This window comes from Bacillus sp. C28GYM-DRY-1, assembly GCF_030519405.1.
GTDB lineage: Bacteria > Bacillota > Bacilli > Bacillales > Bacillaceae > Bacillus > Bacillus spizizenii_A.
On the sequence record NZ_JAUMKF010000001.1, the window covers coordinates 408,265 to 425,948 of the forward strand.

Annotated in this window: 18 protein-coding genes and 6 pseudogenes; 9 read left to right on the forward strand and 15 right to left on the reverse strand. The window is 35.5% G+C overall.

The window, feature by feature from the left end; translation table 11 throughout:
• Positions 1–36 precede the first annotated feature (36 nt).
• The 4 genes and pseudogenes from Q3W56_RS21115 to Q3W56_RS01930 all read right to left on the reverse strand — a co-directional run bounded on the left by Q3W56_RS21115 (position 37) and on the right by Q3W56_RS01930 (position 2,852).
• Positions 37–405 (reverse strand): annotated as a pseudogene (locus Q3W56_RS21115) (hypothetical protein).
• A gap of 101 nt (positions 406–506) precedes the next feature.
• Positions 507–1,223, reverse strand: a complete 717-nt coding sequence (locus tag Q3W56_RS01920) for an NPP1 family protein (protein WP_302894300.1) — start codon at positions 1,221–1,223, stop codon at positions 507–509.
• A gap of 682 nt (positions 1,224–1,905) precedes the next feature.
• Entirely contained in the window at positions 1,906–2,208 is a 303-nt protein-coding gene (locus Q3W56_RS01925) for a hypothetical protein (protein ID WP_019714592.1), read from the reverse strand.
• 249 nt (positions 2,209–2,457) lie between these two features.
• Positions 2,458–2,852: pseudogene (locus Q3W56_RS01930) on the reverse strand (DUF4944 domain-containing protein).
• Between the two features lie 137 nt (positions 2,853–2,989).
• Between Q3W56_RS01930 and Q3W56_RS01935 the strand changes: the two are divergent.
• Positions 2,990–3,267, forward strand: a pseudogene (locus Q3W56_RS01935) (hypothetical protein); the annotation flags it as partial.
• A gap of 84 nt (positions 3,268–3,351) precedes the next feature.
• Here Q3W56_RS01935 and Q3W56_RS01940 read toward each other — a convergent pair.
• The 4 genes from Q3W56_RS01940 to Q3W56_RS01955 all read right to left on the reverse strand — a co-directional run bounded on the left by Q3W56_RS01940 (position 3,352) and on the right by Q3W56_RS01955 (position 7,571).
• Positions 3,352–3,546 (reverse strand): hypothetical protein, encoded by a 195-nt coding sequence (locus Q3W56_RS01940; protein WP_302894301.1) that lies wholly within the window; start codon positions 3,544–3,546, stop codon positions 3,352–3,354.
• 257 nt (positions 3,547–3,803) lie between these two features.
• Complete coding sequence (locus Q3W56_RS01945; RefSeq protein WP_302894302.1) at positions 3,804–4,715, reverse strand: VanW family protein; 912 nt, start codon at positions 4,713–4,715, stop codon at positions 3,804–3,806.
• A 1,095-nt stretch (positions 4,716–5,810) separates the two neighbouring features.
• Positions 5,811–6,701 (reverse strand): CPBP family intramembrane glutamic endopeptidase, encoded by an 891-nt coding sequence (locus Q3W56_RS01950; RefSeq protein WP_302894303.1) that lies wholly within the window; start codon positions 6,699–6,701, stop codon positions 5,811–5,813.
• A 237-nt stretch (positions 6,702–6,938) separates the two neighbouring features.
• Positions 6,939–7,571, reverse strand: coding sequence for a type 1 glutamine amidotransferase family protein (locus tag Q3W56_RS01955; RefSeq protein WP_268401521.1), 633 nt, complete (start codon positions 7,569–7,571; stop codon positions 6,939–6,941).
• A gap of 262 nt (positions 7,572–7,833) precedes the next feature.
• Here Q3W56_RS01955 and bla point away from each other — a divergent pair, with 262 nt between their 5' ends.
• Entirely contained in the window at positions 7,834–8,745 is a 912-nt protein-coding gene (bla, locus tag Q3W56_RS01960; RefSeq protein WP_302894304.1) for a class A beta-lactamase, read from the forward strand.
• A 425-nt stretch (positions 8,746–9,170) separates the two neighbouring features.
• Here bla and Q3W56_RS01965 read toward each other — a convergent pair whose 3' ends face one another.
• Both Q3W56_RS01965 and Q3W56_RS01970 read right to left on the reverse strand, forming a co-directional pair.
• Positions 9,171–9,614: a hypothetical protein gene (locus tag Q3W56_RS01965; RefSeq protein WP_302894305.1), complete on the reverse strand. Its 444-nt coding sequence runs from the start codon at positions 9,612–9,614 to the stop codon at positions 9,171–9,173.
• 223 nt (positions 9,615–9,837) lie between these two features.
• Positions 9,838–10,041: a hypothetical protein gene (locus Q3W56_RS01970; protein WP_302894306.1), complete on the reverse strand. Its 204-nt coding sequence runs from the start codon at positions 10,039–10,041 to the stop codon at positions 9,838–9,840.
• Between the two features lie 828 nt (positions 10,042–10,869).
• Between Q3W56_RS01970 and Q3W56_RS01975 the strand changes: the two are divergent.
• Both Q3W56_RS01975 and Q3W56_RS01980 read left to right on the forward strand, forming a co-directional pair.
• A pseudogene (locus Q3W56_RS01975) lies at positions 10,870–11,075 on the forward strand (SAR2788 family putative toxin); the annotation flags it as partial.
• Positions 11,076–11,113: 38 nt separating this feature from the next.
• Positions 11,114–11,479 (forward strand): hypothetical protein, encoded by a 366-nt coding sequence (locus Q3W56_RS01980; protein ID WP_302894307.1) that lies wholly within the window; start codon positions 11,114–11,116, stop codon positions 11,477–11,479.
• Between the two features lie 70 nt (positions 11,480–11,549).
• Here the strand turns inward: Q3W56_RS01980 and Q3W56_RS21120 are convergent.
• A pseudogene (locus Q3W56_RS21120) lies at positions 11,550–11,626 on the reverse strand (hypothetical protein); the annotation flags it as partial.
• Between the two features lie 70 nt (positions 11,627–11,696).
• On the opposite strand from Q3W56_RS21120, the gene Q3W56_RS01990 reads away from it, so the two are divergent.
• Both Q3W56_RS01990 and Q3W56_RS01995 read left to right on the forward strand, forming a co-directional pair.
• Positions 11,697–12,371: an SOS response-associated peptidase gene (locus tag Q3W56_RS01990; RefSeq protein ID WP_302894309.1), complete on the forward strand. Its 675-nt coding sequence runs from the start codon at positions 11,697–11,699 to the stop codon at positions 12,369–12,371.
• A 69-nt stretch (positions 12,372–12,440) separates the two neighbouring features.
• The gene (locus tag Q3W56_RS01995; protein WP_302894310.1) at positions 12,441–13,253 is read left to right on the forward strand and encodes an ATP-dependent DNA ligase; all 813 of its coding nucleotides are present in this window, start codon (positions 12,441–12,443) and stop codon (positions 13,251–13,253) included.
• A 130-nt stretch (positions 13,254–13,383) separates the two neighbouring features.
• Here Q3W56_RS01995 and Q3W56_RS02000 read toward each other — a convergent pair whose 3' ends face one another.
• Positions 13,384–13,572 (reverse strand): hypothetical protein, encoded by a 189-nt coding sequence (locus Q3W56_RS02000; RefSeq protein WP_302894311.1) that lies wholly within the window; start codon positions 13,570–13,572, stop codon positions 13,384–13,386.
• Positions 13,573–14,424: 852 nt separating this feature from the next.
• Between Q3W56_RS02000 and rapK the strand changes: the two genes are divergently transcribed.
• Both rapK and phrK read left to right on the forward strand, forming a co-directional pair.
• Entirely contained in the window at positions 14,425–15,540 is a 1,116-nt protein-coding gene (gene rapK / locus Q3W56_RS02005) for a response regulator aspartate phosphatase RapK (RefSeq protein WP_019714607.1), read from the forward strand.
• Positions 15,537–15,659: a phosphatase RapK inhibitor PhrK gene (phrK, locus tag Q3W56_RS02010; RefSeq protein WP_004399440.1), complete on the forward strand. Its 123-nt coding sequence runs from the start codon at positions 15,537–15,539 to the stop codon at positions 15,657–15,659. The genes rapK and phrK overlap by 4 nt, the downstream gene beginning before the upstream one ends.
• 89 nt (positions 15,660–15,748) lie before the next feature.
• Here the strand turns inward: phrK and Q3W56_RS02015 are convergent.
• The 3 genes and pseudogenes from Q3W56_RS02015 to Q3W56_RS02025 all read right to left on the reverse strand — a co-directional run.
• Positions 15,749–15,955: pseudogene (locus Q3W56_RS02015) on the reverse strand (UV damage repair protein UvrX); the annotation flags it as partial.
• A 335-nt stretch (positions 15,956–16,290) separates the two neighbouring features.
• The gene (locus Q3W56_RS02020) at positions 16,291–16,650 is read right to left on the reverse strand and encodes a hypothetical protein (RefSeq protein ID WP_019714609.1); all 360 of its coding nucleotides are present in this window, start codon (positions 16,648–16,650) and stop codon (positions 16,291–16,293) included.
• Between the two features lie 5 nt (positions 16,651–16,655).
• Positions 16,656–17,123, reverse strand: a complete 468-nt coding sequence (locus Q3W56_RS02025; RefSeq protein WP_302894312.1) for a DUF4879 domain-containing protein — start codon at positions 17,121–17,123, stop codon at positions 16,656–16,658.
• A gap of 235 nt (positions 17,124–17,358) precedes the next feature.
• Between Q3W56_RS02025 and Q3W56_RS02030 the strand changes: the two genes are divergently transcribed.
• Positions 17,359–17,442 carry a putative holin-like toxin gene (locus Q3W56_RS02030; protein WP_082786706.1) on the forward strand — a complete coding sequence of 28 codons (84 nt, stop codon included), beginning with the start codon at positions 17,359–17,361 and terminating at the stop codon, positions 17,440–17,442.
• Positions 17,443–17,684 lie beyond the last annotated feature (242 nt).

Below are 17,684 nucleotides of genomic sequence, written 5' to 3' on the forward strand. Positions count from 1 at the left end.
CCACGTTTTAGATTGGCCGTTACATTCAAACTTTTATCAATATTCGTATACATTATCAAACTGATAACCGTATAAACCTCTAACTTTCACTTCTCCACAGTCTTGATCTTTCGTTAACTCTAAATATTGGTTTTTGAACGGCACCGTCTCGTTTGATCACTTGCGCTTAAATCAAAATGGTCACCTCTAAAATTTTGCTCAATTAGCGTTATTTCGTATCCTAATAAAGACAGGCCAAATATCCTAGCATGAACTGTGCATAATTGTGAATCGGTATCCGAATAATTGAGAGGGAAACCTACTTGGATTGACTCATCGGGCATCATGAACGTTTTTTGGTTTCCTGTCATCGTAAAACTTACTATTTCCTCATTTTTCAGAAGCATTCCCTGCATAGATTGTCATCAAAAACAAAGCTAAGATTATTAAGAAACTTTTTCATTTTGGGTCTGTTCCTTTAGCTTGTCATGAAAATGCTGAAAGAATCTAATGACTATTCTATGGAATTATCTAAACCATGCCTTTTCTAAATGATTTGTGAAATTAAAATCATTAAAAGGGACATTCGCTTTACCGAAATCCGTTATATTTAAAGCATTCCTCGCTTCCGGTGTTAAGTCTTCCCACCCGATTAATGGCTGAGTGCCCCCTACTTGATCACTAATATGCAATTCATGGTTTAAGGGCCATGTGCTGTTGTATGCAATTAATGGATGTGTGTCCTTCATGTTTCTTTCATTTGGTTGAACATTTGTAAATTTCCCATGGCCGGAGTATGCAATTGATAAAACTTTTGGATTTTGACTAGACGGATTGTCGACCCAAACTACGATTCCTTCCCAGTCATGTCTATGACCCAAACCTGGAGAAGGCTCATCCTTTGGAAAATACCAAGAATACATGATTGCCCACACGCCATTGTACATAGTTGAACGTGAGTAAATTTGTCCGGTATGTTTGCTGCAACCTCCTTCAGGCGCTCCAGTTGGCTGTAAGCCGCCACTTGTATTGCCTTGTGCATCTACTGCTGGAAAGGGTACACAGCCGCTATAAACCTTCAGATACGGCTGAAACTTTTTTTCGACTTTCTGAACAACAGTAGTTGGGACAACTTCTTCGAAACCTACTACTTTGTCATGACCAATGACAGCAGCATCAACTGTTGGAACTAAGCTGATAAAAGCGAAAAATGACATCAAAACAGCAAGCGCAATTTTCCTCATTTCACTTTCCTCCTTATCGCATTCGTTATGTAGAGCCTAAGCTGCAACGTCATTATACAAATAGTGGAACCCGCTATTCAATCAAGTTTACAGAATCTTAAAACTAATAAACATAGTCTGTACAATTGTTCAGCCACTCAATTAATGAATGCATTGCTTCTTTAGTTCAACTGTTAGACAGCAACCGGTTTCGCCTTTTTGTTTCATATTTCCAGCCTGTACAATATTCTAGAAATCGGCCTGTCGAAGACCGCTTGTCAGCAAACATCGATACACAGAATCGTATGCAGTGATGAAGCTACTATAATAAGATTATGTAATTAAGTTTTGTTTCTTAATGCCGATCCATTATAGTTATAATGAATAATTAGTATATAGATCATTTAGTTAATTTGATGCGAATAGTTTTAGATAATATTATTATGTAAACAAATAGGTATAAATAAGCAATGTAAACTCCTTCAGACGTTGCCGTTTACATTGCATTAAGTCTTAATTTTTTGCAAAACAGCAAAGTGTATTGACACATCTAGAATGAAAATCGCTTTACTTTTCAGCTTTGTCAGAAAAATAACTGAACCACATTAAACTTACAAAACCTGCAGCACCCATGATTGTAAATATGTATATGCCCATGTGGGTAAATCCATAGTCTTCCCTTCCTAGAATACATTTTGGATATTTAATTAAGGCCTTCTTCTTTCTTTTTCTTGTCCAGTTTAATACCTATAAGTATGTTAATGATTGCAGCTGGGAGATATAAAAATCCTACTCCCATAATGCCTAAAATTGTGCTTAAGCTTACTATGAAACTTTTTGTCATAACTTGACTGTCAATCAAAATGAGAAGTGTAATCAATCCAGCTAAAACACCTATAAACCAAGCATTACCAACAGCATAAGAATCATCCAGCACTCCTAGCCATTGCCCCAATATTGAGGTTCCAATAGCAGTAAAGCTGGATATGAAAGTGAGTGTTTTCATTCTCGCCCCTCCGTATTAAAGCCAATCTCATTTTACGTAATCAACTGATTGAATATATAAAGATAGGCTATGAGATTTTTGTTATAATAAATTCAAATTTTGATAACTGCTATATCGTCTCCATCACTTCAAGGCTGCGCAATTTTCAATCAGCATATACAGGATTTTATATTGCTGTACTAAAATCCTACAAATTAAAAAGTGACACCAATGTGGTCACCAATTCATCAAATGAGCTACCTTGGCTTCTTATATAAATTTTATTTCTACTGTCTGTACTTTCTCGCCTGTCTTCCACTTACGTTCACTAATACGTCATGTACTATTACTTCATCTTCAGCATATCATTAAAGGTAGCGATGTGGTCCTCCATATGTCCTCCCCCTGGCAATTCTTCATCTGTATATATTTTTACTCTCATCATACTTTTTTTCCATCCATGTATAAGTTTTTCAATAACCGACCTTTTTTCTTCTTTCTTACTCCCCAGCCAATACAAATTTTCAGTCCAATTGAGTCTTGTCTGATTTTTAAAGTCTAGAAACCCACAGTCCGCTTTTCCCGCTGCCCTCATATTTCACTTTGTTTCCTGATATCATTACAAAGATTGATACGATGCAGATCATCAGAAGTACAGCTATCATCAATAACCACTTTGTTGATCTTTTTCACACTTCCCCTCAATCTTTAGTAGAAAATCAAATCAAAATATTACTGAAAAGAAAATAAGTCAGTGGTTCAATAACAGATGGCTTACCACTTTCTTTCACAAAATCCTTAGTATAAAGGCGAGTATCAAAAAACCTTTGACATTTTGTCCATGTTGCGGTTTTGGTTTGGATACAGTGAGGATCATGATGTGAGATTAGGCTTTATTGTAACTCCGGATCATCTGATTGAGGCTGCATTTCAATTGTATCGCAACAATGGATTGAGTCCGGGATGATTATTGCTTACCTGAGAATTGCAAATAGAGGATTCTTAAAATTTGAAGTTCTGTTGAAACAATTGAAAAACCTATATCTCGACATAGAAAATTTTGAAATTAACAGCTTTTAATGATTAACTAGGGTGCTTTTGTTGGCGTCTTTGTCTTTACAATGCCAAGCTAAAATGCATATCAACAGTACTTTAATACTTTCTCTATTCGTATTCGATAAAGACTTTGTGATCGTCAACAAACATTTCACTTCCATCAGATAAATGTATCCAAAAAGCTTCCTCTGGTTCTTCTCTATAGTCATATATCGCAGTAACTTTGACGTTTGACTCATGTATGATTGGTTTTCCAACTGTTATTTTCGTTTTTTCCTTTGGCAAAGTAATGGATCTAATCATAAAACCATCCCATCTTATTCGTTTACTCTCCCTCCCCCTTCCTTTCACCCGTAGTTTGCATATGCTGATTTCTCTCATCTATAAGTAATATAAATATTCTATTCCTGACTGACAAATTTTTGCTTTAACATCCTTTTACGTCCAGTTAATAACAACTTCTAATTCAGAGGCTTATCTGCCAAGCATAAATTGCTTGAACCTCAACAGCGAGCCATTTTTTATCTTTTGGCTTTGGTTTTCCCTATAGTAGTATCCTATTACCGCTCAGCGTTTATTTCTTTCGGTAGCTGAGATGGGGCTTTAGGAACTTTTCTAAGTTTGTTATTGATTACATCAGAAGAGTAAAGCGTAACAATCATACTGCTCCCATGTCTTTTTGCCCGAATGAGTATTGGCTGGTTATATTGGTTTTGAAAGAGAAAGTCAGGACCTCCCCAGCTTACTGTAGCATCACGTCCGGGCGGAACATATGGCACGCTTCTTGTATGTGAATAGCGCTGAACGATTCGCAGCCCCGCGCGATCGACTGCATTAAATAGTGTAGATGATACCTGACATATACCTCCGCCTACACCTTCAGACAACTCACCTTTAACAATAATGGGCGCACTCTTATATCCTTTGTCCCGGGTTCTCATTCCGACAACTTGGTTAAATGAAAAGGTCTCGTTAGGAAAAACAACATGATTGTCAATCGCTTTTGCAGAAAGAGAAATATTATGTGTTCGGCTTTTATTATTCGAATTAAAATATGTTACGTACTGACCGAGCCGCTGTGTACTGATGTGAGCAAGCATTTCGCTGTCAACTTCTGGATAAATATTCAATTCCGGCACTTCTACTTTGGAGGGGCCTTGTCCATAGAAATAAGAATAAAACTTCTCCATAAACGCCTGTTGATACAACTTGTACCCAACCCTGCCCGGGATGATGCTTCCATGATCGTTAAGCACAGCATTTATCGGCTCCCGGTAAACTTGCTGATCCAGCTGTTCGATGAATTTACGGTACTTTTCATGATCAATCATCGGGGTACCGGGAAGAGGCATTGTAAAGTTTTCGCGGTTAACAGTAGCAATCGTCCGTCCTTGCTGTGTAACCGTTAAGCTGTCAGGCGGCCCGCTCGGTTGAGCCAATAATAAAAAACCAGTGATCCAAATTTGTATCATAAGCCGGTTTACCTCCCGACCATTAGTATGAACATCAGCTTTTCCTTTGATGTATCTCTTCTCATCGTTTGTTTGAAGATTTAAATGCCTATTCACTTTATTCACTTTTTTAATGATTCTCATCAATTCCCTGAGCGGACTGAAGCTAACATCTCAATTCGCAGCGCATGTTTAAAATCGACTAATGTTATAGAGCATTTCCCTTAAATGATGCTTATCTAAAAATGAAAACTCCCTTAACCACAATAAAAAACGCCAGAGTATAAACATGACTTTTTAACCTTCTTTTAATTGAGCTCCAAGTGAACACACCTCATGTTTCAAAATGTGGTTTAAAGTGTAAATGTTCCACTATATCATACTCAATCATTAGACTATACAATTCTTCTTCATATTTCCTTAACAAGCTCGTATACTTCAGCTTACTCCTCCAATCTATTAAATGATTATGCTAGTTTTTATTTGTTTTTATCTTTTGGAAAAGGTATTATCATAGGAATGAATAACGCCCATAACGGAAGGGCGCTCTTGGTAACGATAATACCTACTGAAGCAGCCAAAGCAGTCGATATCCATATGACTGCATAAGTCGTGGTTGGTTTCAATGTAATCCCCCTGATTTTATTTATGTAACTAAAAGTGTGTAAGCGCCTTCCAATACTTGTTACAACAGTATACCCTTCTTACCTTGATCGATACAATTATGCTCTTTTTGGAAGACTAGCAATTTTATGCACTTGTGCAAATATGTACAGGCTTTATCCAACAGAGCATATCTATCATAATCCATTTAGAGCCAGATGATTGGTAAGTGCTGCATGTATTTCAAGAATGAATGATGATTTTAAAAAATGATGACGATTTTTTCTTATCGTTTTATACTTAGTTGTCCTGAAATATAACATATACAGCAACTTCAGCTACAAGAAGATAAATCATGTATCTCGCATAAATGAATACATCTTCATCCGCATTTTTTTGTCTTTTGAAAATCCATGTGAATAAACCTAATACAGTTAAAACTGAGATGATTTCAACAATTATTAAAATAGACATTCTTAATCGACACCTTCCAATTTATACATAAACCAGTCGTTAAACATCTTGGCCTTTTCTCTTATTCTTACGCCGCCAGCGAGCTATTACTGCTGGCATTAAGAGTAGAGTACCGACAAAAAGCAACATAAACAAAATTACAAACAACGCTCCTATTCCCGGAACAATTTCTTCATACGTAATAAAGCGTTTATCCCCCTGCAGGACGAAGAACCGAGAATTTTCAAGAAAGGCTAGATGAAAGCCTATAGACGTCCATAAGCTTCCTGTTACTATGCGCAGCAGTTGAAGGATGAATCCAAAAGACAACAATAAAACAATGTAATCTAATGTGATAGCAGGTGATTCAATTCCTGCTATATATTGCAAACCACTTACAGTTAATGGTGCTAGCACAAATAGGATCGGCTGTAGGAGTATGGCTATGAAACAATTAAATCGCCTGTTCAGAGCATAGTACATCGTCCCGCGAAAAGTTAATTCCTCTGGAAAAGCTTCGTAAAAAAAAGCGATCATCATGTTTAAGAGCAATACAGTAACTAAATGGGCGGAGAAATGAAATTGTGTAATTTTGATCCAGCCCAACAAATGGGCGATAGCAAATCCAGATGCTGATAGAACAATCACATACATTGCGCCCAAAATGGCTTTCGGAATGGCTTGCCGCCATCCAGACAGTCCGATAGAGTAGAATGGTCTACTAGAAACCCGCTTAAGAAGAAAATAGAGCAACGGGACAGTAATTAATGTTACTAAACCTGCTTGGATTCCTTGCTGCAAAAGCTTGGAAGCCCCTGCTTGGCGGGCCATTGTACCAATTAAAGTAGCAAAAAACAAAGCAAAAACAAACGTTCCCCAACTGAGCAAGATCGTTACCAACCATTTTGGTTGATTGTTTTGTTTTCCGCTTTGAGTATGATGAAAATGCATTTGGATACCCCTTTCATTCATATAAGCACTAAACAAAAACATAAATTGCGTGACTTATATTTAAACTTTATTATCATAATACGTTCCAGATGATGGGTTCGTTTCAAATTTCTGCATTACCCTACTCAGTTGCGTCGTTTTCTTTCTTAATAAATAGACACACTTTGTCTCATTGAAAATTATTTAGACTTTTAACAAAAAAATGCCCCTTCAGTTCAGGGGTATTTGGTAATGATTCTATCCATTTATTGTATTCATTAGCTCGAAGAAGTATTCAGGCTTTTGGGTCTTATTTAGCTCATACCATGAATGCAATGTTTCTGGTGCAAATACTTCTAATTTTTTCAGTACTTCCATCGCAAATTCCAGAGGGGCAATTCCTGAAGCAGTAACCAAATTTTTATCAGATACTGCAGGTGCCAACTCATATAATGTTTCTCCTTTATAATGAGGACAGACCATTTTCAAATAAGCTAAGTCATTGCAAGTGTGCTTTCTAGAATCTAAGTATCCATAATGGGCGAGACCCTCGGTTGCACCACAAATGGCAGCTACAATCGTGCCAAGCTTTAAAGCTTCGCCAACTTTTTTCAAGATCGGTTGATGAACATCTTCTCCCCAAGTATTTCCTCCGGGTAAAATCAAAAGATCTTTACTCTCAAGAGTACACTCATCAAGGATAATATCTGGTTTTATGCTCAGTCCCCCCATCGTCGTAATCATTTCTTTATTAGCTCCTACTGTAACTACTTTTAAAGGTGCTACATCTTTTTTAAAATATCTCCCTGAGTTTAGTTCAGCAATTAAATAGCCATATTCCCAGTCTGACATGGTTTGAAATACATAAAGATAAGCTTTTTTTGTTTGCATACATAACACTCCAATCACAATTGATAAAGCCCATTAGGATGACTTCATGACCATCCTTTTAATGCCTTATGGGTGACAATAGGAACAATGATAAAAATCTCATGCTACCCTGCCCTATTAACATATTAAAAATCAAAAAAACGAGATGAATAAAAAGGTTTTTGTTAAACATCTCATTGGTAATATATCGATATTGCTCCTATTTTTGTGGTATTAATAGAAGGTGAGTACAAAATCAATTTAAATTAGGAGGTCGTTTCATTTGAAAAATAAAACCACATTAAACCTTGGAATATGTATTGGACTTTTATGTTTAAGCCTTACGGGTTTCAGACCCTTTTACGGATCAACGCATGCAGAAGCAAAAGCTATAGGAGACACAAAAATGACAAGCTGTATGACGAAAAAATTTGTTCAACTTGAGAAAAAATTTGATGCCAGGCTTGGTGTTTATGCAATTGACACAGGCACAAACAGGACGATTGCCTATCGGCCGAATGAACGGTTTGCTTACGTATCAACCTATAAAGTTCTAGCCGCAGCTGCTGTCCTGAAGAAAAACCCAATTGAAAAACTTAATGAAATGATTCACTACAGCAAAGACGATCTTGTTACATATTCTCCAATCACAGAAAAACACGTAGATACAGGCATGAGCTTGAAGGAAATCTCAGAGGCCGCTATCCGTTACAGCGATAATACCGCTGGGAACATATTGCTGCAACAGCTTGGCGGCCCTAAAGGATTCGAAAATTCACTGAAACAGATTGGGGACCAAGTAACAAAGGCAAATCGATTTGAGACAGATTTAAACTCTGCCATTCCTGGAGATAGTCGTGACACAAGCACCGCAAAAGCACTAGCAACCGACCTTAAAGCTTTCACTGTGGATAACACTCTCACGGCTGATAAGCGCACGATCTTAACTGATTGGATGCGGGGGAACGCTACTGGTGACGAACTAATTCGGGCAGGCACTCCTATAGGATGGGAAGTCGGCGATAAATCTGGAGCCGGAAGTTACGGAACACGAAACGACATTGCTATCGTTTGGCCGCCTAATAGAGCACCTATTGTTTTGGCAATCTTATCTAAGCGGTTTACGAAAGATGCTAATTATGATAACGCTCTTATCGCTGAGGCTGCAAAAGTCGTTCTTACCGATCTCAAGTAAGTAAATCAAGATTGTAAAGTGAAATACATGATTGACCTAGCTTTCTTGAAAGCTGTTTTTTTAAAACCACACCGTTCATTTTTCATGAACGGTGTATTTCATCTTCTCAGCAGTTCACCCTTCTTTTTTAGAATAAGAACTCCCTATCGATATGATTAAGACTTTTTTTGGAACACAGCAACTTGTGCAGTTCAATCTCTAGATATGTACAAAACTTTATTCAGCAGCTCTCTTGGATATCGCTCCATTTTCGTCATTATATATAACTTTCAGACAGTCGGGATACTAATGTCCTTCCGTCTATTATGACTTTAAATTTGATTTAATCAATATTCTCACCTTATGGTTATTCCTGATAAATTAAATTGATCATTAAGCTTACAATAATGGCCTAGGCTTTTTATTCACTTGACCTTGTAGAACATTTAAAAAGGATAGTCATCTGGCTCTTCATGGTCAAATCCATATGTGCCTTTTATTTTAACATCTCCGCATCCTGGATTTTTTGTAATCTCTAGAGAGTGATTTTTATACGGATCTCCTGCTACTCGATCTGTTGCAGTAAAATCAAAGTGGTTTCCTGTGAACTCTTTTACACTCCTTGGAAAAACCCATCCGCTCAGAGTTATTCTGTTAATTGTCATTGTTAGAGTGCAGCCTTCGGCATTAAAAATCGTAAATTTGTACCACAACCAAGTGGGATAGTAGTTCCAGTTGTCATAATCAGCCATTGAGAACCCGGTGGATTCCTCTGTCATAGTATAACTCACTTTCTTATATTCAGTTGTAATCCTAGCAGCAGCACTGTTAATATCAAAACCTGAGATTAAACCAAAGCAGATCAAAGTCAAAATAATTAACCTTTTCATTCTCTCTCCTCCTCCATCCAATTTATAACATAATATGGTAATTAAAAGGATAGTTTTTCGTTTATAAGTACAAGGATTGCCAGCTTTGACTTGTTTTGCAGAAAAACTGAGTCCCAGATCCAAAGATGATAGCAAATAAGATGCTAAATAAGTAAAATTCGTATCCCCATTAGAAAGTCTAAGGTGTTCTTTTGATCAGTAATGAAAGCGAAGACTAACCATACTATGAAGGGAAATGCAAAGCTAGAAACGAAAACGCCCATGCCAATATGCCGAACATTATAAGGAACCTAAGAAAAGTCTCATACTTTGTAAGTCTTCGTTCTCTTTTTGTTTTACTCAACCTCCAATAAAAGGCGTAGCCGGAGAACAATAAAATTATTTGTCCAAGTTGCGACACAGATTCTAATAGTTCTATACCATTCATTAATTTCACCTCTTTTTTTATGAGAACAGTGAAGTAGATTTTTATTATCTCAGATCAAAAAAACATTTCATACAGTTTATGCAAAAAAGTGGTAATATGTAATGTATCTATAAGAAATGATGTTCTTCCTTATCCAACAAAACCATAAGTATATGGTCGCAGAATATGTTATATTTCTCCACTCTCTCTCATTTGCAGAGCTCCTAATGAGGGTTCTGCAGATTTTGTTCGTCAATCAAATGGTTTTAGCTGATTACATATTCTTAAGCATCTTTGACGTCCACATGATATTATTACCAAGACTTATTTTGAAGAAATTAATCATTGCCCTTGTAGTTATTGTTTATTGATATGTAGACAATGATTCTTTTTAAAGTAATAATTCAACTAGTTTCAGTTACAAAAAAACGGTCAATAAATTATATTTGAGGTGATAAATCTCTTTGTTCTTTCTCACACGTTTGAAGTTATTTTACTTTAAGTTCTCTTTGCCAAAGAACATTATAATGATTGTTAAAGTCACCAAGTCAATCATATACATATAAAAACAGTTGTTTCTATCTGACCGATATTTCGTCCTTCCACCAATTGTTCTTTCTCCCCACTTTAAACGATATTAAATAAAAAAATGCACTTATCAATTGTCTTTTTGAAATATTGAATGTAACATACATAATCCTTAATCACCCTTTTTAATAAATATGACCACAAACTGGTTAATGCGTGCTGCAGGCTGGGGTTCTCTTTTTTAGAAAACAATGATTTTCAAAGCGCAGTCTATGTTTAGGTTTAAAACAGGCTATTAAAAAATATGGCAAAGCAAGGCCAAATAAAGCTCGAACTTTTTTAGGAAAAGCAACTGGCAAAACTGTTCTTGAAAAAAAAGCAAGAGAAAATTTGGTGGCAATTATCGTTACTATAAGCATAATAAGAAGACAATTGAATTCTTATCTTTAGACGACAAGGGAATAAAGATACTATCATAACGTACTTTTAAGCCAAAACATCAAAATAAAGACGCTGGTTATAATTAATAAAATCAATAAAACTATAAATATATAGAGGGATTGCTATGACTAAATTATATACATGTTTAATTTGCGGATATAAAGGATTAAGTGAAAACCCATTAAACAAGGATGGTGAGTATCAAAAAGCATTTGATATCTGCCCTTGTTGCAATTTTGAATACGGCTTCAGTGAAGATCATGAAGTAAGCTTAGGTTTTATTGTAACGCCAGATTACTTAATTGAAGCTGCAATTCAGTTATACCGAAAACAGTGGATTGAGAATGGAATGAAAATTGCAAATCCTAAATATATTCCAGATGAATTAAGAAACGGTGACTGCTTAAAATTTGAGGTGTTGTTAAAGCAATTGAATAGCCTAAATCTCGATACAGAGAACTTTGAAATCAAGGGATTTAATGGTTATTAGGCAGCTTCAAGCCCCCGGTATGGGGGTTTTCTTATTATTGTAAAGTCTATCAAATGACTGTTTAAGTATTAATATCAATGATTTTTTTCTTTCTCCATATCCCCTGATCAACATTTCAACTTCTTTAACCTCAACTGTTTGCTGCATCACATTCCTCCTTTTTGATTTTCATGTATCAAGCCTGTACAATATTCAAAAACCCTAAAGGATGATGAACATGTGTGGAAGATTCACTTTATTCTCTGAGTTTGATGATATCATTGAACAATTCAACATAGATCAATTCTTACCCGAAGATGAATATCACCCAAGCTATAATGTCGCTCCATCACAAAACATCCTAACAATCATCAACGACGGATCAAACAACCGTCTGGGCAAGCTTAGATGGGGACTTGTCCCTCCTTGGGCCAAAGACGAAAAAATCGGTTATAAAATGATTAATGCCCGTGCTGAAACGTTGGCCGAGAAACCCAGCTTTCGAAAACCACTCGTAAGCAAACGTTGTGTCATACCGGCAGACAGTTTTTATGAATGGAAACGCCTTGATCCAAAGACTAAGATTCCTATGCGGATTAAACTTAAATCATCCAATCTCTTTGCTTTTGCCGGCTTATACGAAAAGTGGAACACACCAGAAGGCAATCCGTTGTACACTTGCACAATCATCACAACAAAGCCTAATGAGCTTATGGAAGACATTCATGATCGGATGCCGGTTATCCTTACTGATGAGAACGAAAAGGAATGGCTCAACCCAAAAAATACCGATCCTGATTATCTACAAAGCTTACTGCAGCCTTATGATGCTGATGACATGGAAGCATACCAGGTTTCATCTTTAGTGAACTCACCTAAAAACAATTCACCTGAGCTCATTGAATCCCATTAAGTACCACTGACATATCGCTTTATATATCACCCTTGCTTAGCTAATATGTTCTAAGTAGGAGGTGATATTTTGTTTGTATCGCCAATGTTATTGCATTCGATAAAGGAACCATTTGATGACGAGAACTATATCACTGAACTGAAATTTGATGGCATTAGGCTCATTCTTTCTAAGTTCAATAACCAGATTAAGCTGTACACTCGTCACAACAACGAAGTAACAAGCAAGTTTCCAGAACTCTTGGACTTAGATATTCCAGATGGAACCATACTCGATGGTGAAGTGATTGTATCTGCCCCAGGCGGTGCTCCGGACTTTGAAGCTGTAATGGAACGTTTTATGTCCAAAAAATCAGCCCACAACATCGTCTACTGTGTCTTTGATGTTATCTACAAAGACGGTCAGTCAATTGCAGCTAAGCCGCTCATCGAACGAAAAACAGTTCTGAACTCACTTGAGCTAAATCATCCTAATATCTTTGTAATTGAAGGAATTCAAGGTAACGGCCTCGCTTACTTCAATCTGGCCAAAGAAAAGAATTTAGAGGGAATCGTACTCAAAAAAGCTGACTCCCCTTATGAGATCAATAAACGTTCGCATAATTGGCTGAAAGTGATTATTTATGATTACACTGAAGTTCTCATAACCGGCTACACGAAGAAGGATATAAAATTTCTTCTGTCTTATCCTGATGGAACTGCAGCTGGGTTTATGGAATTCATGCCACATGCAGAACGAAGTAAGTTTCACTCTATGAAACAAGTAAAGTCTGAATCTGATGACTATGTATTTATTGAGCCTATCTTATGTAAAGTTAAGCACAGATTTAAGACTAAGCACGGCAAACTCCGCATCCCTTCCTTCGAATCCTGGAGAGTATAATCTCTCCGTTACATAACTTCTTAGAGCCTAACCATTTAAAGCTAATTGAAAATTTAGTACATGGATCAATTAGTTCTTCCTTTAATATGGTTACTCGTCAAATTGTAATTTCCCCTAATCTCTTTAATTTTCAACATGTATACCCCATAACAAGAGCAATAGTATCTGTAATTGGTTTGATTATCGTCCCACTGTAATCATCTCCTAAATAGCCATTGGTTTTATAAATATAAATATTGTCTTGTTTTTCATACTTCGAACCATCTACTAATTTTGCATAGACTACGCCATCTTTTGTTACTTCCTTAAATTCTTCCATAACTGTAATATGCCAATTAGTTCCGTCCATATCCTCAAAAAGTTCATTCCCACTACTTCACTCATACTTCATCCTCCTAATTAATTTGATATGTAGATGCTTCACTAAGAACAATTTTCTTATTGAAGTTAAAAAAGTGTTCGTATTAATTTTTCCTGTTACGATAACGATCAAAAACAGGGTTATCTATCCCATTTTAATCCAGAATTTATTCTGCTTTTTTTAAAAAAATATTCTTGATTTTCACTTTTATATATGCATCCATAAAGCATTCGAGCATAACCATTATATGTAACTGAAATGTAGGTAAAAGAGCTATTATATAGGGATTTTACTACCAATATATAGGGGGTTTATTAACATCCAAATACTCAAAAACAAGAACAAAAGTACTTATTCATCCTTATTTGCTTAAAAACCCCCTTTCCCTTACTCCCGCTTATGTTTTACGATCGTTTACCCCCTATTCACTAATTAAAGTATCAAAAATCCTTATGTTTACTGTCTTTTTTAGCTCATTATAAATTTTTACGATAAGCATGTTATTCGTGTACAATATACGACTTGACGGTATTTGGTGACAATTTAACAGAGTAATTTAATGCACTTCTAACTTTTTTAACTGCAACGGGTATCATTGTTGATCCAACAACTCAAGGTATAGTGAACAAGCAATGGATTATGATTCACCGAGATAAACTCCATACCCTTCTCTTGATTGAGGAGGGTATTTTTTTCGTTTTATCAAATAAAAAAGTTGCAGAAAACGTTACATCCTTTTACAATTTTTTCAATGAATATGTTATGATTGTTTTCGGGAGATTTTTGAAATTTTCAGAAAGAGGGGTTTGAATGAGTAAGATCGCTTCAGAAGTTGTTGCTACTACACTGAATGACTGGTATATTGCTATAAAAAAGCAAAAGGTTGATGAGTCAATAAAATATTATTCAGAGATAAAGAAACTTTTTGATGAAATGGAAGAAGATCAAGAGGTTCTTGCGTATTATAGTCTATTAGAAGAAAGACATAAAATGTTGCTCCATTCTTCACGAGGAGAGCCTTTACAAAAGCACACCTATTTTACTGAAGACAATCAAAACTTCATTAAAAAAACAAATGATAAATTAGAATACAACTTTTATTTATTTGAAGCAATGTATGAGGCATACAACAAAAACTATGATCGAGCAATTAACTTATATGGATTAGCTGAGAAAATGCTTGCAGAAATTCCAGATGAAATTGAAGCAGCTGAATTTTACTCAAAAGTCTCTTACTTATACACTCTTGTTAAACAAAGCATTGTAGCACAACACTATATAAAAAATGCAATTTCAATATATAAGCGACACCCTGATTATAAATGCAAACTTGCTACATCAACAATGATTGCAGCTGCAAACTATGCTGATATGAAACGATTTGAGGAAGCAGAAAAATATTACTTAGAAGCAATTGATATTGCAAAAGAAACAAAAGATGAATTTTTGAAAGCTCAATTATTTCACAATCTTAGTATCGTTTATTCTGATTGGAACAAACCTGATAAATGCATCGAATCTCTTGAAAAAGCAATAGGAAATGAACCTTGGGTAAATTCAATTTTTTATATAAATTCTTTATTCATGATGATTAAAGAACTCTTTAAAATTGACGAAAAAATGAAAGCCATTAATTTTTACAATAAAGCACAGGAAAGACTCATATTAATGGAGAATAAAGTATACGAAGCCAAAATTAGCATCTTATATAACCTTTATTGTGGGGAACTAAAAAATAATTTTAATAATTGCATTAGTAATATTGAGTTTTTAAAACAACAAAATGAACTTGAAAGTGTAGATGAATTGTCCTACTTAGCTGCAAAAAGGTTTGAATCAATAGGTGCTTTTGAAGAAGCAACGAGCTTTTTCAATGCGAAAATTTGGGCTGAACAGAAAATGAATCAGGTGGAGGGAATCTTATGAAAAAACTTGTGCTTTGCGTATCTATTTTAGCTGTGATTTTAAGTGGAGTAGCTTTAACGCAATTGAGTACAGATTCACCATCTAACATCCAGGTAGCTGAAAGGCCTGTCGGAGGTTAAAGAAAGATTAATTAATTAATTAGCACTACTCAAAACATTTTGAGTGGGCTTTTATTTTATGACTTATGTCCACCAGTAAGCCCAACTCTTTAAAGCGCTGTACCTGCGCTGTGTAAGAAACTGATCTCAGAATCGCTTTTGACCCGTATTTGCTCTTTTCATTATCTGCTTTAAATAAACTCAACTGCTAATTAACATCAACCTCAATATTTGATAACATACAGAAATACTTCTCACATTTTTACCCGAGAAAAGCTATTAAAGAGCATCAAGTAGCATCTGTAAATATCTATCGAAAAATATTTCACATTACATATTTAAACAAATCTGATACAAATATAGTAACGCAGGTACTTGAGATTAATAAAGATTTTTCTTTTGAAAAAATTGATTTGAAATTTCCATATGAATGCAAAATTTAAAGATCAAAAACTTTATGTGATTTCGCAAGAGGAAAACAAAAAAGGTATTGGGGGTTATATGGGGATTTCTGTACTAAAAAAAACTTAATGAATTCAATTTACCTAAAGAAACAACAAAAGTACAAGGCTTTTTCATTTTAGATTAACCTTAGATGATAGGCCTTTTCAATAAAACCCCTTTCCGTTTATGGATAAGGGGTTTTAGCAACTTAGATTGAATTTTTATAAGCATTAATTGCTTCGTTTCGCAACAGCATATTATTTTTGTTAACCATGCCTAAGTTGTAAGCTTTTTTAATAATATTTAGTACTTGCGAATCCATTACAGAAAGGCTACCTCCTGCAGTAAATCTTGATTTCCAATAATCTAGAGACTTATTTAGATCAAGAGTGCTTTTTTTGTTCTCGGGTTTAACTACTTCATTTTTCTCAAGTTTTTCACAGAATTCACTAAAACCAATTGATCTACTAGGAGCTGAGTTATTCCCCCCGTATCCTTCTGTAGCCAAACTGCAAAATGCTAAGAACTTTGGATCTTTAGTTACATCATAATTAGAAGTGCTAATCACCTGGTTCACTCTCTTTCAAAATCAATTTTTTGGCTGTAAACAAAAGTGGTGCCTGAGCTTAATGCTTTAATCTGTATAGAGTTATCTTGAAGTGCGTCCATTGGAATCTCAAAATATTTATCCCAGCCTATAACCACCTTATTCTGACCAAGAATGGCATCAGATTTATACATCCTAGCTGTACCATCATATAACAGATTTCTCCCATCTTTACCCGTGATAACTGTTAACTTTGTATACCCCATAAAACGAGCTCTAACGTGAAGTTTATCACCTTTTAAAACACTTGGAGCTTTGGTTTGGTTAAAGTTAATGTAATCCCAAGCAAAGTCGTTTCCATCTGATGTTATCCCTGTAATTTGCAGATAATAAAGAGGTGTTGCTTCTGCTGCTTTGGCTTTTGATGAATCAGTGAAAGCCAAAGCTACTACTGCTAGAAGAGCAAGCAGTACATATGTAATTCTCTCTTTCATTTCCTAAATCCTCCTTGGAACAAGTTTACATGTTAAATATCGTCAACTGAATGAAATTGTTTAATATTTGAAATAAAAAAAGAACCTGCAATATGCAAGTTCTTTTCGTATTGTCAATTTATTGAGAATTTTTAACGACACAAGGGCATTTATGTAAAATATAATACTTCCTGTACATTAAGTTTGCTCACTCAAGGGAGTCTTGCTCATCCCCTAATGAAAGGGGGGTGATGCTATGTCAACATTTCAGGCATTAATGCTAATGCTTGCATTCGGATCGTTTATAATCGCCCTGTTGACGTATATAAATAAAAAATAGACCTCCCTTGAGACTGGAGTCCTGAAGGGTTAGGTCTACCTAGAACAACACCGAGCAGCCCTTTGACGGTCAGCTTTTTGTGCAAATAGTGGCCTGTGGGTGTTAGCGCACCCCAGGTCTTCTTTTATTTTATGCATTTACATAAATCAAAATGCAAAAATAATTATATAATTGTATCATTACCCAAATTATAACCATATAGAAATGGTATTTGCAATACTATTGCTTTATGGTTAAAACCA

Bases quoted from the DNA above. Each gene is read 5' to 3' on its own strand.
- Q3W56_RS01920 (WP_302894300.1), bottom strand. From the start codon at position 1,223: ATGAGGAAAATTGCGCTTGCTGTTTTGATGTCATTTTTCGCTTTTATC.
- Q3W56_RS01925 (WP_019714592.1), bottom strand. From the start codon at position 2,208: ATGAAAACACTCACTTTCATATCCAGCTTTACTGCTATTGGAACCTCA.
- Q3W56_RS01940 (WP_302894301.1), bottom strand. From the start codon at position 3,546: ATGATTAGATCCATTACTTTGCCAAAGGAAAAAACGAAAATAACAGTT.
- Q3W56_RS01945 (WP_302894302.1), bottom strand. From the start codon at position 4,715: ATGATACAAATTTGGATCACTGGTTTTTTATTATTGGCTCAACCGAGC.
- Q3W56_RS01950 (WP_302894303.1), bottom strand. From the start codon at position 6,701: ATGCATTTTCATCATACTCAAAGCGGAAAACAAAACAATCAACCAAAA.
- Q3W56_RS01955 (WP_268401521.1), bottom strand. From the start codon at position 7,571: ATGCAAACAAAAAAAGCTTATCTTTATGTATTTCAAACCATGTCAGAC.
- Q3W56_RS01965 (WP_302894305.1), bottom strand. From the start codon at position 9,614: ATGAAAAGGTTAATTATTTTGACTTTGATCTGCTTTGGTTTAATCTCA.
- Q3W56_RS01970 (WP_302894306.1), bottom strand. From the start codon at position 10,041: ATGAATGGTATAGAACTATTAGAATCTGTGTCGCAACTTGGACAAATA.
- Q3W56_RS01980 (WP_302894307.1), top strand. From the start codon at position 11,114: ATGACTAAATTATATACATGTTTAATTTGCGGATATAAAGGATTAAGT.
- Q3W56_RS01990 (WP_302894309.1), top strand. From the start codon at position 11,697: ATGTGTGGAAGATTCACTTTATTCTCTGAGTTTGATGATATCATTGAA.
- Q3W56_RS02000 (WP_302894311.1), bottom strand. From the start codon at position 13,572: ATGGAAGAATTTAAGGAAGTAACAAAAGATGGCGTAGTCTATGCAAAA.
- rapK (WP_019714607.1), top strand. From the start codon at position 14,425: ATGAGTAAGATCGCTTCAGAAGTTGTTGCTACTACACTGAATGACTGG.
- phrK (WP_004399440.1), top strand. From the start codon at position 15,537: ATGAAAAAACTTGTGCTTTGCGTATCTATTTTAGCTGTGATTTTAAGT.
- Q3W56_RS02025 (WP_302894312.1), bottom strand. From the start codon at position 17,123: ATGAAAGAGAGAATTACATATGTACTGCTTGCTCTTCTAGCAGTAGTA.
- Q3W56_RS02030 (WP_082786706.1), top strand. From the start codon at position 17,359: ATGTCAACATTTCAGGCATTAATGCTAATGCTTGCATTCGGATCGTTT.